Origin of the sequence: Pseudomonas sp. PSB18 (assembly GCF_014596565.1) — a bacterium.
Lineage (GTDB): Bacteria > Pseudomonadota > Gammaproteobacteria > Pseudomonadales > Pseudomonadaceae > Aquipseudomonas.
Genome location: NZ_NOIN01000008.1, coordinates 206004 through 219887 on the forward strand (window position 1 = coordinate 206004; position 13884 = coordinate 219887).

The window sequence follows — 13884 nt, forward strand, 5'->3', positions numbered from 1 at the left end:
TGTCACGCCGGACCTCAATGGCGTACCGCGGGGCAAGGTGATGACCGCTGCGGGTTTCCTGGAAGGGCGGCGGTTGCAGATGGCCCGTGGCGTGCTGCTGCAATGCATCATGGGCGGTTATCCGCCGTCGCGTTTCTACGGCAGCGACGATGGTGACCTGGCATTGGTGGCCGACCCGAAGCAGATCCACCGCCTGCCTTGGAGCTCGCACCCCCGCGCCCTGGCAATCTGCGATGCCGATGAACTGACCGGTGAAAGCTCCCGGCTCTCGACACGCGGCCAACTCAAGACGGTGATCGCCCGGTATGCCGCCCGGGGCTTGGCGCCGGTGGTGGCGACCGAACTGGAATTCTTCGTCTTCGCACCCAACCCGGATCCGACCCAACCATTCCAGCCACCGGTGGGCTTGGATGGGCGTCGTGAAGACGGCCACTCGGCATTCAGTGTCAGCTCCAACAACGGCCTGCGCCCATTCTTCAACGAGGTCTATGAATGCATGGCCGCCCTGGGGTTGCCGCGCGATACCTTCATGCATGAAATGGGCGTGAGCCAGTTCGAGATCAATCTGCTGCATGGCGATGCGCTGCTGCTGGCCGACCAGACCTTTTTGTTCAAGCACCTGCTCAAGGAAGTCGCTCTCAAGCACGGCCTGACCGTGGTATGCATGGCCAAGCCGCTGGCCCATACGCCAGGCAGTTCGATGCACATTCACCAGAGTCTCGTCGAGCTGGACAGCGGCCGTAATGTGTTCAGCGACGAGGCCGGCGAGCCGACGGCGGCGTTCAGGCACTTCATCGGTGGGCAACAGGCGGGCATGGCGGATTTCACGGCGCTGTTCGCGCCGAACGTCAACTCCTACCAGCGCCTGTGTCATCCGTTCGCGTCGCCGAACAATGCCTGTTGGTCCCACGACAATCGCTCGGCCGGGTTACGGATTCCGGCCAGTTCGCCAGTGGCCCGACGGGTCGAAAATCGCTTGCCCGGCGCCGATGCCAACCCTTACCTGGCTATCGCTGCCAGCCTGGCGGCCGGTCTTCATGGGATTGAAAATCGCCTGGAGCCGAGCGCTGCGATCCAGGGTGAATTCCAGGTGCCGGATAATCTATCGTTGCCATGTACCTTGCACGCTGCCCTGGAGCGTCTGAAACGTAGCCTTCTGGCGAAGGAACTGTTCGGTACGGAGTTCATCGAAGGCTACATCGCGACCAAAACCCTGGAACTGACCAGCTTCTTTGATGAAATCACGCCCTGGGAACGGCGTGTGCTGGCAGCCCAGGCCTAACGAAACGTCGCATTCGGGCTGTCTTCACAGGCAGCCCCTACTTATCTCAAGGAGCCGCTCGGAACGCCGATGCGCCAAGTCTGGAAACCTTTTCGAGCGCTTTATTTCGCCTCGCTGATGATGCTGATCGGCTCGGGGCTGTTGAGTACCTATCTGGCCTTGCGCCTGGCTGCCGAGCATGTGGACAGCCTTTGGGTCGGCGCGCTGATGGCCGCCAACTATTTCGGCCTGGTGCTGGGCGGCAAGATCGGCCATCGGCTGATTGCCCGCGTCGGGCATATTCGCGCCTATTCGGCCTGTGCCGGGATCGTCGGTGCGGCGGTGCTGGGCCATGGCCTGGTGAGCTGGCTACCGGCCTGGGTGGTGCTGCGGATAATTGTCGGCCTCGGCATGATGTGCCAATACATGGTCATCGAGAGCTGGCTCAACGAGCAGGCCGATGCCAAGCAACGCGGGGTGGTGTTCAGCGGCTACATGATCGCCTCGTACCTGGGGATGGTGCTGGGTCAACTGATCCTGGTGATCCACCCGGCCCTGGGGTTGGAACTGCTGATGCTGGTGGCGCTGTGCTTTGCCCTGTGCCTGGTGCCGGTGGCATTGACTCGCCGGATCCACCCGGCGCCGTTGCGTCCGGCACCGATGGAGCCGCGATTTTTCATCAAGCGCGTGCCACAGTCGTTGAGCACGGTGCTGGGCTCCGGACTGATCGTTGGCTCGTTCTATGGCCTGGCGCCGCTTTATGCCTCCCAGCAAGGGTTGTCGACCGAACAGGTTGGCCTGTTCATGGGTAGCTGCATTTTTGCCGGCCTGCTGGTGCAGTGGCCGCTGGGCTGGCTGTCCGACCGTTACGATCGGGCGCTGCTGATCCGTTGCTTTGCATTGTGCCTGGCGGTCTTTGCGTCGCCATTGGCAATCCTGTCGACGGTGCCGCTGGAGGTGCTGTTCGTCGCGGGGTTCTTCTGTTCGCTGATGCAGTTCTGCTTGTACCCGCTGGCGGTGGCGTTTTCCAACGACCACGTCGAAGCCGATCGCCGGGTGTCGCTGACGGCCATGCTGCTGGTGACTTACGGCGTGGGCGCGAGTATCGGCCCGTTGGTGGCCGGGGTGCTGATGAAGTCCTTCGGCAGCCACATGCTGTATGCCTTCTTCACCTTCTTTGCATTGGTACTGGTGTGGCGCATACGGCCGAAAGCGGTGACCAACCTGCATCAGGTCGATGACGCTCCGCTGCATCACGTGGCGATGCCCGACAGCATGTCCAGTTCGCCGCTGGTGGCGTGCCTCGATCCGAGGGTCGATGAGCAGGTGGTGCAGGAGCAGATGCAGGTAACGCCGAATCCGGAGGTCGAGCCGGTGGCAGAGACGGCTGAGGCTGAGGCTGAGGAGCCTCAAGCCAGGTAAGTAGCGGCGCGCCCATCGCGAGCAGGCTCGCTCCCACAGGGACTTGAGTAACCCATGTGGGAGCGAGCCTGCTCGCGATGAGGTCAGTCCAGGCGCAGCAATGCGTGAGGACTGAAGATCAGAGGTCGTCTTTATCGAAGCGGCGAGCTTCACGCTGCAACTGATAAACGAAACGCTCGACCTGCCGCTGCACCAGGCCACTGATATTGTGGAAGCGCACGCCGGCGAAGGTGGTGTTGATGCGCTCTTCGAAATGCAGGTAACGCAATTCGACCGGCGCCGTCATGTTGCCAAAGGGCAGGGCGGCGATGAAGCGCTCGTAAACCTGACCCAGTTGCAGGCGCTCGGTGATGTCGCCGTCGAAGCGCAGCTTGCAGCCGGTGGCGGAGATATCCAGCAGTTTGCCATTCACCGGTGACTTGAGCTTGTCGCCGCCCAATTCGATGCTCACCAGTTGCGCCAGCTTCAGTGCGGCGCGGAAGGCATTGCGACGTTGGTGATAAACCACCTCGTCGGGCAAGGCGCCGCGATAGCAGCGGCCATCGCTGGACTCATCGATCGTCAGCGGACCATTGCCTTCCCAAGCGATGCGCACGCCATCATGGAAACCCTCGACCCGAAACGGCTCGCCGGCGAGCAGGAAACGTTCCCCGTCGCGAGGGATCATTTCATCCAGGGCCATGGTGTTTTTCTCGCGATCGACGTCGACCAGGTAACTCTGGAAGCGCTGGGTGCGTTCGTGGAAGGTAATGATCAGCGGGTCGTGGCTATCTTGCAGCATCCGCAAATTGCCGGAGATTTCCAGGGGCGTGGTAAGGACCTTGGGCGGTTGCGGAGCATCATCCGCGTTTGAGGCATTGAACACGGTGGGTCAATCTCCAGGCAAAATACGACTACGAATAGCCAGCATTTTGCCAGCATCTATCGCGGGTTGATAGAGCGCGGGCATGGTTCGTTTCATGCCTGGCTGAGCGGGCGGTGCTTGACCATTTTGGCGGTCGAGCCGCGAGCATCGTAAAGCGTCGGGATTTCACCGCCGTTGAGGATGCGCAACTGGTTGGCGGTAGCGGCCTGCTGGAGTTGGATCGACTGGCCATTGCGGGCATTGGCGGCCTGGCACTGGGCAAGCAGGTCATTGAGCACTGCGCTTTGGGACAACAACTGATCGCCGATCGTCGACTGGCTCGCCAGTTGCTCGAGGCCATCGTTGTTGGCGGGCAGGTTGAGGCTGGCGAGAATCTCGCTGCGTTTGCGGCCATGCTGATCGAGCAGAATGATCAATGCCTGTTTCTGTGCCAGGATGTTTTCCAGCAAGGGCATGTCGCGACCGTGCAGTGCCAGGGATTCGGTCTGCAGCAGCTCCAGCAATTGTTGCGCTGGAACAAAGTCGTCGATGATCAGTTGCAATAAATTGGTGTCGTGCATGGCTGGCCTTGGGTCTTTGCGTCCAAAAGCCTGCGCAGGCGGCGGCCTAGCGCTGGGCTTCGAAGTTGAGCAGTTTGCTGGCTACGCGGTTGCTGTCGACTTTATAGCTGCCATCGGCGATGGCTGCTTTCAACTCGGCCACGCGGGCGTTGTTGACGACAGGTTGATCGCGCAGCTTGTCAGTGACCTTCTGCAACTGTTGAGCCTCATCACTGAGGTGTACCGACTCCCCATTCTTGACGACTGTCGCTTGCTCGGCCGGCGAGGATTTTTCGGTTTCCTTGCTGGCGCTGGTGCGCGTGGTGCCTGTCAGTGGTGAAGAGCTGTTTAAACGGTTGAAATCGATGACCATGGTAAAAAACCTCTGGGTATTTGGACGCTTGCCATGTTTTCGGCCATCCCCAAAAAAACTTTAGGCTCATTTGTTCAATGAGCGTGCGCACGTCTGCGCTTGCCTTGCGTAAGGCACAGTCTAGGGAACAGCAGGGTCAAGCGCCAGCTTTCTACCCGTTTCTACCAGATCGTTACATAGCCACTTCCACCTGGCCAGGGGCTATCACCTGCGCCTTGATGACGCGTTGGGAATTGAGGTTTTTCACCCGAATCTGTTCATTCATGCCGCCATTGGACAGGGCTTCGCCGGGCATTCGCACGGCCAGGGTGCCACTGCGGGCGGTAATCACCACCTGGTCACCTTTACGAACGACTTCGGCCTGCTCCAGATGCACGAGGGTCACGATCTGATCGGCTACCATTGGTCGGACAAGTTTCTGTCCGATGGCCTGATCGACGGAGGTCAGGAACCCCTGGGTGATCTGGCTGACATCCCGTTCGCGCAACGTCACGTCCTGGGGTTCGACGATTCCGGCCCGTTTCAAGGGACGGGTGGTGGTGACGATTTCGCGGAACAGCCGCACCTGGGCTGGCACGAATACTGTCCAGGGCGCCGCGCTGTCGCAGCGGACCTTTACCGTGACCCGTCCCAGGGGCCTGGCGGGACTTTCCAGCGAGGCAGTCAATTCCTTGTCGCACATTGGCATGCGCAAGCGTGGGTCGATCTGGTTGACTTCGATTTCGTAGCGACCTTCGGTTTGACTGGAAGCCAGATAGTCTTCTACGGTGAATTCAAGAAAGCCCTGAGTGACGCCGATAAGGAGATCAGGCAAGGTAACCGGAGCATCGGCTAGGGCGCGTCCCCCCGAGGCGAACAGGCAGGCAGCCAGCAGCACACCGAGCCAGAGGCGGCAATGAGTGGTCAGGCGTCGAGAAAATGTCGTTTGTGCGTTCATGCCGGTTGAATAGCAAGCCCCGTGCCGTTTAGTGATGAATGCGCGTCGGACACATTAGCGTTAGGTAGGAGTCAGGGCATGGCGGGAGTGATGGATTCGGTAAACCAGCGCACGCAGCTGGTCGGTCAGAATCGCCTGGAGCTGTTGTTGTTCCGTCTCGATGGCCAGCAGTTATATGGGATCAACGTATTCAAGGTCCGCGAGGTGCTGCAATGCCCCAAGCTGACCTTGATGCCCAAGTCCAGTCCCGTCGTGTGCGGTGTAGCGAACATTCGGGGAGCGACCATCCCGATTCTCGATCTGGCGATGGCCACCGGTTCCGGTCGGCTGCTGGATCAGAGCAATCCGTTTGTGATCATCACCGAGTACAACACCAAGACCCAGGGATTCCTGGTGCGCTCGGTGGAGCGCATCGTCAACATGAACTGGGAAGAGATCCATCCACCGCCCAAGGGGACCGGCCGCGATCACTATCTGACGGCAGTGACGCGGGTCGACGGCCAGTTGGTGGAAATCATCGACGTGGAGAAAATCCTCGCCGAAGTGGCGCCGACCACGGAAACCATCTCCCACGGTGTGGTGGATGCCGAAACCCAGCACAAAGCGGTTTCGCTGCGGGTGCTCACGGTTGATGATTCGTCGGTGGCACGTAAGCAGGTGACCCGTTGCCTGCAGACGATCGGTGTCGAAGTGGTTGCGTTGAACGATGGGCGGCAGGCGCTGGACTACCTGCGCAACATGGTCGACGAGGGCAAGAAGCCGGAGGAAGAGTTCCTGATGATGATCTCCGACATCGAGATGCCGGAGATGGACGGGTACACCCTGACGTCGGAAATCCGCAGCGATCCGCGGATGCAAAAGCTGCACATCATCCTGCACACGTCCCTGTCTGGTGTCTTCAACCAGGCGATGGTCAAGAAGGTCGGTGCCGACGATTTTCTCGCCAAGTTCCGCCCTGATGACCTGGCTTCCCGGGTGGTCGAGCGGATCAAGACAGCGGAATAAAGGTCGGGCGCGTTGTGCGCCCGGCAAATCAATACAATGGAAAGAGGCGGTAACTTGTCTACGGGTAATTTGGATTTCGAACAGTTCCGGGTCTTCCTGGAAAAAGCCTGTGGCATATTGCTTGGTGAAAACAAGCAATATCTGGTGTCGAGCCGTCTCAACAAATTGATGGAGCAGCAGGGCCTCAAATCGTTGGGCGAGCTGGTGCAGCGTATCCAGACCCAGCCGCGCAGTGGTTTGCGCGAAATGGTGGTGGATGCCATGACCACCAATGAAACCCTGTGGTTTCGCGATACCTATCCGTTCGAAGTGTTGAAGAACAAAGTGCTGCCGGCGGCCATCAAGGCCAGCCCGGGCCAGCGCCTGCGGATCTGGTCGGCCGCCTGTTCGTCGGGCCAGGAACCTTATTCGCTGTCGATGTCCATCGACGAGTTCGAGCGGACCAACATCGGTCAGTTGAAAGGTGGCGTGCAGATCGTCGCCACGGACCTGTCCGGGACCATGCTCAACAACTGCAAGACCGGCGAGTACGACAGCCTGGCCATTGGTCGCGGCCTGTCGCCTGATCGCCTGCAACGCTACTTCGATCCGAAAGGGCCGGGGCGCTGGATGGTCAAGGCGCCGATCAAGAGCCGGGTGGAATTCCGCTCGTTCAACCTGCTGGACAGCTATGCCAGCTTGGGTAAATTCGACATCGTGTTCTGCCGCAACGTACTGATCTACTTCTCCGCCGAAGTGAAAAAGGACATCCTGTTGCGCATCCACGGCACTCTGAAGCCGGGCGGCTACCTGTTCCTAGGCGCCTCTGAAGCGCTGAACGGATTGCCGGATCATTACCAGATGATCCAGTGCAGCCCTGGGATTATCTACCAGGCGAAGTGATGCGTCCGGATCGTCAAAAAAACGGGAGTCCCTGAAAGGCTCCCGTTTTTTTATGTGTCCTGCTTACTTCCCTGGTATCGACAACCCCTGTGGGAGCGAGCCTGCTCGCGATAGCGGAGGATCAGCCTGCATTGATGTTGCATGTGCGGCCGTCATCGCGAGCAGGCTCGCTCCCACAGGGGCTGGTGGGCGGCAAAGGCAAGACAGTTGCTTCCGCAATGAAAATGTCATTTTCCTCATGCAAGCGGCAGAAAAGCGGCAGCCGGCGGAAAACGGTTGCCGCTTTTCTGGCATTGCCGCCTTGCCCATGCCCGCAAAGCCCCGGTTTATGGGCTTTTGGAAAGTGGCACGACGCTTGCTATATCCATCGCACGTACATTCTGGTCACCCAAAGGTTTCCGACATGAGCATCAGCTTCGATAAAGCGCTCGGTATCCACGAACAGGCCCTGAGCTTCCGCGCCCAGCGTGCCGAAGTCCTGGCCAACAACATCGCCAACGCCGACACCCCGAACTACAAGGCTCGGGACCTGGACTTCTCCAAAGTGCTCGCCGAGCAGAACGAGAAAACCAAGAACGGCTCCTTCGCCCTGAACATGACCAACAGCCGTCATATCGAGGCCGAAGGCCTGGGCAACGGCGACGAGTCGCTGATGTATCGCACGCCGATGCAACCTTCGATCGACCAGAACACCGTGGACGCTCAACTGGAACAGTCCAACTACGCGGAGAACTCCGTGAACTTCCAGGCCAGCTTCACCCTGCTCAACAGCAAATTCAAAGGGCTGATCTCGGCCCTTCGCGGAGAGTAAGCCATGTCGATTGCGAGCGTATTCAACATCGCCGGCAGTGCCATGAGTGCCCAGACCACTCGCCTTAACACTGTCGCCAGTAACATAGCCAACGCCGAGACCGTTTCGTCGAGCATCGACCAGACCTACCGGGCCCGTCACCCGGTGTTCGCCACCATGTTTCAAGGTGGTCAGTCGAATGGCAGCGGCTCGCTGTTCCAGGAGCATGACGCGGCTGGGCAGGGCGTGCAGGTAATGGGTGTGGTCGAAGACCAGAGCAACCTCGAAGCGCGCTATGAGCCGAACCATCCGGCTGCCGACGCCAAGGGCTATGTCTATTACCCGAACGTCAATGTGGTCGAAGAGATGGCCGACATGATTTCCGCCAGTCGTTCGTTCCAGACCAACGCCGAAATGATGAACACCGCCAAAACCATGATGCAGAAGGTCCTGACCCTGGGTCAGTGATAAGGGGCGAGTCACATGAGCGTTACCAACACCACCAGCGGTTTGAGCCTCAACGAGATTCTGGCCAACTCCTCGGTCAAGACCAACAACACCTCCGACGGCCTGGGCTCGCTGACAGGTGCGGCGACCGGCAAGAAGGAACTGGGCAAGGATGCGTTCCTGCAGCTGCTGGTCACCCAGCTGAAAAACCAGAACCCGCTGGAGCCGCAGGACAACGGCGCGTTCGTTGCCCAACTGGCACAGTTCAGCAGCCTGGAGGGGATCACCACCCTCAACCAGACCGTGAGCGGCATCGCCGGCAATTACAACTCATCCCAGGCCCTGCAGGCTTCATCGCTGGTCGGTCGCTCGGTCATCGCGCCCAGCGACAAAGCTGTGGTCGATACCTCCAAGAGCCTCAACGGTACAGTGGTGGTGCCCTCGGCGGTATCGTCCGTCGCGGTCAAGATCGTGGACAAGGACGGCAAGACTGTCCGCACCATCGACCTGGGCAGCCAGAAGGCCGGTAACTCCGCCTTTATCTGGGATGGCAAGAACGACGCGGGCACCACGGTCGAGTCGGGCACTTACACCTTCACGGCTTCGACCACCATCGACGGCCAGGCCACGTCGCTGATCACCAACCTGCCGGCGACCGTCAGCAGCGTGACGATCAGCCAGACAGGGGGAGAGCTGATGCTCAACCTCGCCGGGCTGGGCAGCGTCGCCCTGTCCAAAGTACAAACTATTGGTATGTAGAGCCGACTAACCCGGCAAAGGAGTGGAATATGTCTTTCAATATCGGCCTTAGCGGTCTCTATGCTGCCAACAAACAGCTGGACGTCACCGGTAACAACATCGCCAACGTGGCAACCACCGGCTTCAAATCGTCCCGCGCGGAATTCGAAGACGTCTACTCGGCTACCAAGCTGGGTTCGGGCAGCAAGACCGTCGGTAACGGCGTGCGTCTGGCCAACGTTTCCCAGCAGTTCGGCCAGGGTGACGTGAACAATACCGGCAACGTTCTGGACATGGGTATCCAGGGCCAGGGCTTCTTCGTCCTGAGCAACGACGGTTCCCTGAGCTACACCCGTGCCGGTACGTTCAAGACCGACAAGGAAGGCTATATCACCAACAGTGACGGCACTTCGAGGCTGCAGGGCTATGGCGTGGATGCGAACGGCAAGATCCAGAACGGGATCCTGACCGACCTGCGTATCGACACCTCCAACCTGCCGCCGCAAGCTACCAGCCTGGTTTCGTCGACTATCAACCTGAACTCGACGGCCACAGCGATCGCTACAGCGTTCAATCCGACCGATACTTCGACCTTCACCAAGCAGTTCACTACGCCGGTCTACGATACCCAGGGCAACCAGCATTCCATGGACCAGTACATGGTCAAGACTGCCGGGAACACCTGGAATGTCTACACGCTCATCGATGGTCGTAACCTGAACGGCAGCGCGCCAGTTGCTCCGAACGCACCTATTCCTTCGACGATGACGTTCGACGCGAACGGCAAGTTAACCCAGGTCAGCACGCCGGTTCCACCGACCGTTCCGCCTACGATTCCAGCCCCCCCGCCAGTTATCAGTAATGATCTGAACCTCGTCGGCTGGGTCCCGGGTACGGTGACTAATGGTACGTGGGCCGCCAACGGCGCGGGCTCGTCTACTATTACGATCTCAATGGCCAACACCACCCAATTCAACGCCGACACCGCGCGTTCACTACCGGTCCAGAATGGCTACGCCACGGGTCAGATCACCAACCTGACCATCGATGGTTCTGGTGTACTGCTGGCCAACTTCAGCAACAACCAGACCAAGCCGATCGGTCAGCTCGCCCTCGCCAGCTTCACCAACGAACAAGGCCTGCAACCGGTAGGCGGCACCAGCTGGAAGGAAACCTTCTCGTCGGGTATCCCGGGCTACGATGCTCCAACCACCGGTACCTTGGGTTCCATCGTTTCCAATGCCTTGGAAGAGTCCAACGTCAACCTGACCAACGAACTGGTCGAGCTGATCAAGGCCCAGAGCAACTACCAGGCAAACGCCAAGACCATTTCCACCCAGAGCACCATCATGCAGACCATCATTCAGATGGCTTGATGTCGATGGTTGCATGAAGGTTGCACAAGGAGCCCCTCACCAGAGGGGCTTCTTTTTGGGCGAGTGTTTTGTGCTGCCTGGACTTGCCTCATCGCGAGCAGGCTCGCTCCCACATTGGAATGCGTTCCCCTGTGGGAGCGAGCCTGCTCGCGATGAGGTCAGCCCGGCCAGCCACTTTCCTCCAGACAAAAGAAAACCCCCGATAAACCAGCGGTCTATCGGGGGCTTTCTTTAAAGGTCGGCGCCTCGCAGCGCCCACCCGCTCAGCTTATTGGCAAGCTTCGCAATCCGGCTCGTCGATCGCGCAGGCCTTTGGCACTGGCGCCGGGCCGGCTGGGGCAGCCAGGACCGAGTCGTCACCGTGGTTGCCGCCGCTGGAAACAGCGTTCAGCTTGCCGGTGTTGATGGTCGATTTCTCGGTGCTGGTGGCGGCCAGGGCACGGAGGTAGTAAGTGGTTTTCAGGCCACGGTACCAGGCCATGCGGTAGGTCACGTCCAGCTTCTTGCCCGAGGCGCCGGCGATGTACAGGTTCAGCGACTGAGCCTGGTCGATCCACTTCTGGCGACGGCTGGCAGCGTCGACGATCCAACGGGTGTCCACTTCGAACGCGGTCGCGTAGAGCTCCTTGAGCTCCTGCGGAATGCGCTCGATCTGCTGTACCGAACCGTCGTAGTACTTCAGGTCGTTGATCATGACCGAGTCCCACAGGCCGCGGGCCTTGAGGTCGCGGACCAGGTACGGGTTGATCACGGTGAATTCGCCCGACAGGTTCGATTTCACGTACAGGTTCTGGTAGGTCGGTTCGATCGACTGCGACACGCCAGTGATGTTGGCGATGGTGGCGGTCGGTGCGATGGCCATGATGTTGGAGTTACGGATGCCTTTCTGTACACGGGCGCGAACCGGTGCCCAGTCCAGGGACTCGGTCAGGTCGACGTCGATGTACTTCTCGCCACGGGACGCGATCAGGATCTGTTGCGAGTCCAGCGGCAGGATGCCCTTGGACCACAGCGAGCCCTGGAACGTCTCATAGGCGCCACGCTCGTCGGCCAGGTCGCAGGAAGCCTGGATCGCGTAGTAGCTGACCGCTTCCATGGACTTGTCGGCGAACTCGACCGCGGCGTCGGAACCGTACGGGATGTGCTGCAGGTACAGCGCGTCCTGGAAGCCCATGATGCCGAGGCCGACCGGACGGTGCTTGAAGTTGGAGTTCTTCGCCTGTGGCACCGAGTAGTAGTTGATGTCGATCACGTTATCGAGCATGCGCACGGCGGTGTTCACGGTGCGTTGCAGCTTGGCGGTGTCCAGCTTGCCGTCGACGATGTGGTTCGGCAGGTTGATCGAGCCCAGGTTGCAGACGGCGATCTCGTCCTTGTTGGTGTTCAGGGTGATCTCGGTGCACAGGTTCGAGCTGTGGACCACGCCTACGTGCTGCTGCGGGCTGCGCAGGTTGCATGGGTCCTTGAAGGTCAGCCATGGGTGGCCGGTTTCGAACAGCATCGACAGCATCTTGCGCCACAGGTCCTTGGCCTGGACGACCTTGAACAGCTTGATCTTGTTGTACTCGGTCAGGGCTTCGTAGTACTCGTAGCGCTCTTCGAAGGCCTTGCCGGTCAGGTCATGCAGGTCCGGCACTTCGGATGGCGAGAACAGGGTCCACTTGCCGTCGTCGAAGACACGCTTCATGAACAGGTCAGGGATCCAGTTGGCGGTGTTCATGTCGTGGGTACGACGACGATCATCACCGGTGTTCTTGCGCAGCTCGATGAACTCTTCAATGTCCATGTGCCAGGTTTCCAGGTAGGCACAGACCGCGCCTTTGCGCTTGCCGCCCTGGTTGACCGCGACAGCGGTGTCGTTGACCACTTTGAGGAACGGCACAACACCCTGGGATTTACCGTTGGTGCCCTTGATGTACGAGCCCAGCGCACGAACCGGCGTCCAGTCGTTGCCCAGGCCGCCGGCGAATTTCGACAGCATGGCGTTGTCGTGGATTGCGCCGTAGATGCCCGACAGGTCGTCCGGCACGGTGGTCAGGTAGCAGCTCGACAACTGTGGACGCAGGGTACCGGCGTTGAACAGGGTCGGGGTCGACGCCATGTAGTCGAAGGACGACAGCAGGTTGTAGAACTCGATGGCACGGTCTTCTTTCTGCTTCTCTTCGATGGCCAGGCCCATGGCCACGCGCATGAAGAAGATCTGCGGCAGTTCGAAGCGGATACCGTCCTTGTGGATGAAGTAACGGTCGTACAGGGTTTGCAGGCCCAGGTAGGTGAACTGCTGGTCGCGCTCGTGGTTGATCGCCTTGCCGAGTTTCTCCAGGTCGAAAGAAGCCAGGACCGGGTTCAGCAATTCGAATTCGATACCCTTGGCTACATAGGCCGGCAGGGCCTTGGCGTACAGGTCGGCCATTTCGTGGTGGGTCGCGCTCTCGGCAACTTCCAGGAAGCCCAGGCCTTCGGCGCGCAGGGTGTCCATCAGCAGGCGGGCGGTCACGAAGGAGTAGTTCGGCTCGCGTTCCACCAGGGTCCGCGCGGTCATCACCAGGGCGGTGTTGACGTCCTTGAGTGCGACGCCGTCATAGAGGTTCTTCAGGGTCTCGCGCTGGATCAGCTCGCCATCGACTTCTGCCAGGCCTTCGCAGGCTTCGGTGACGATGGTGTTCAGGCGGCCCATGTCCAGCGGTGCCAGGCTGCCATCGGCGCGGGCGATGCGGATCGACGGGTGGGCCTGGACCGGTGCGTCGGCCGGGTTGCGGGTGGCGCGTTCCTTGGCACGGGAGTCACGGTAGATCACGTAGTCACGGGCTACCTTTTGTTCGCCGGCACGCATCAGGGCCAGTTCGACCTGGTCCTGGATTTCTTCGATGTGGATGGTGCCGCCCGACGGCATGCGGCGCTTGAAGGTCGCGGTGACCTGTTCGGTCAGGCGGGCCACGGTGTCGTGGATGCGCGACGAAGCGGCTGCGGTGCCACCTTCAACTGCGAGGAACGCTTTGGTGATGGCGACGGTGATCTTGTCATCGGTGTAAGGAACGACAGTGCCGTTACGCTTGATCACACGCAGTTGACCAGGCGCGGTGGCGGCCAGATCCGGGGTCGAATCGGCGGCCAGCGGCGCGGTGCCCTGCGGGTTCTCGCGAGTTGTGTCGGTGTGCATGGGTGTCTCCACGTTCTCTATGTTTGTTTGGGCACCATCACGGTGCCCACCGTTCCGTCCTGAAGCACTACAACCGACTGGCGCCGGGT

Annotated in this window: 13 protein-coding genes; 8 read left to right on the forward strand and 5 right to left on the reverse strand. The window is 60.0% G+C overall.

Translation table 11 applies throughout. The annotated features are described in order from the left end of the window. The first annotated feature begins 40 nt into the window (after nucleotides 1-40). On the forward strand, nucleotides 41-1282 hold the full coding sequence (locus tag CGA22_RS19810) for a glutamine synthetase family protein (RefSeq protein ID WP_177329288.1): 1242 nt from the start codon (nucleotides 41-43) through the stop codon (nucleotides 1280-1282). Between the two features lie 69 nt (nucleotides 1283-1351). Then, the gene (locus CGA22_RS19815; RefSeq protein WP_052435190.1) at nucleotides 1352-2683 is read left to right on the forward strand and encodes an MFS transporter; all 1332 of its coding nucleotides are present in this window, start codon (nucleotides 1352-1354) and stop codon (nucleotides 2681-2683) included. A gap of 118 nt (nucleotides 2684-2801) precedes the next feature. Here the strand turns inward: CGA22_RS19815 and CGA22_RS19820 are convergent, their stop codons facing one another. The 4 genes from CGA22_RS19820 to flgA all read right to left on the reverse strand — a co-directional run bounded on the left by CGA22_RS19820 (nucleotide 2802) and on the right by flgA (nucleotide 5397). After that, nucleotides 2802-3548 carry a flagellar brake protein gene (locus CGA22_RS19820; RefSeq protein WP_041024273.1) on the reverse strand — a complete coding sequence of 249 codons (747 nt, stop codon included), beginning with the start codon at nucleotides 3546-3548 and terminating at the stop codon, nucleotides 2802-2804. A 92-nt stretch (nucleotides 3549-3640) separates the two neighbouring features. Beyond that, nucleotides 3641-4108 (reverse strand): flagella synthesis protein FlgN, encoded by a 468-nt coding sequence (locus CGA22_RS19825; protein ID WP_041024272.1) that lies wholly within the window; start codon nucleotides 4106-4108, stop codon nucleotides 3641-3643. 46 nt (nucleotides 4109-4154) lie between these two features. Continuing rightward, on the reverse strand, nucleotides 4155-4460 hold the full coding sequence (flgM, locus tag CGA22_RS19830) for a flagellar biosynthesis anti-sigma factor FlgM (protein WP_041024271.1): 306 nt from the start codon (nucleotides 4458-4460) through the stop codon (nucleotides 4155-4157). 172 nt (nucleotides 4461-4632) lie between these two features. After that, nucleotides 4633-5397, reverse strand: coding sequence for a flagellar basal body P-ring formation chaperone FlgA (gene flgA / locus CGA22_RS19835; protein WP_041024270.1), 765 nt, complete (start codon nucleotides 5395-5397; stop codon nucleotides 4633-4635). A gap of 78 nt (nucleotides 5398-5475) precedes the next feature. Between flgA and CGA22_RS19840 the strand changes: the two genes are divergently transcribed. From CGA22_RS19840 to flgE, 6 genes are all read left to right on the forward strand, one after another. Next, the gene (locus CGA22_RS19840) at nucleotides 5476-6402 is read left to right on the forward strand and encodes a chemotaxis protein CheV (RefSeq protein ID WP_041024269.1); all 927 of its coding nucleotides are present in this window, start codon (nucleotides 5476-5478) and stop codon (nucleotides 6400-6402) included. Nucleotides 6403-6456: 54 nt separating this feature from the next. Next, nucleotides 6457-7284 (forward strand): protein-glutamate O-methyltransferase CheR, encoded by an 828-nt coding sequence (cheR, locus tag CGA22_RS19845; protein ID WP_041024268.1) that lies wholly within the window; start codon nucleotides 6457-6459, stop codon nucleotides 7282-7284. 403 nt (nucleotides 7285-7687) lie between these two features. Then, a complete protein-coding gene (flgB, locus tag CGA22_RS19850; RefSeq protein WP_024779770.1) occupies nucleotides 7688-8095 on the forward strand; it encodes a flagellar basal body rod protein FlgB in 408 nt (135 codons plus the stop codon). A 3-nt stretch (nucleotides 8096-8098) separates the two neighbouring features. Further along, a complete protein-coding gene (gene flgC / locus CGA22_RS19855) occupies nucleotides 8099-8542 on the forward strand; it encodes a flagellar basal body rod protein FlgC (RefSeq protein ID WP_041024267.1) in 444 nt (147 codons plus the stop codon). Nucleotides 8543-8557: 15 nt separating this feature from the next. Next, nucleotides 8558-9280: a flagellar hook assembly protein FlgD gene (gene flgD, locus CGA22_RS19860; RefSeq protein ID WP_041024266.1), complete on the forward strand. Its 723-nt coding sequence runs from the start codon at nucleotides 8558-8560 to the stop codon at nucleotides 9278-9280. Between the two features lie 29 nt (nucleotides 9281-9309). Beyond that, nucleotides 9310-10635, forward strand: coding sequence for a flagellar hook protein FlgE (flgE, locus tag CGA22_RS19865; RefSeq protein ID WP_041024265.1), 1326 nt, complete (start codon nucleotides 9310-9312; stop codon nucleotides 10633-10635). Between the two features lie 268 nt (nucleotides 10636-10903). On the opposite strand, the gene CGA22_RS19870 is transcribed toward flgE, so the two are convergent. After that, nucleotides 10904-13795, reverse strand: coding sequence for a ribonucleoside-diphosphate reductase subunit alpha (locus CGA22_RS19870; protein ID WP_041022694.1), 2892 nt, complete (start codon nucleotides 13793-13795; stop codon nucleotides 10904-10906). Nucleotides 13796-13884: the final 89 nt, after the last annotated feature.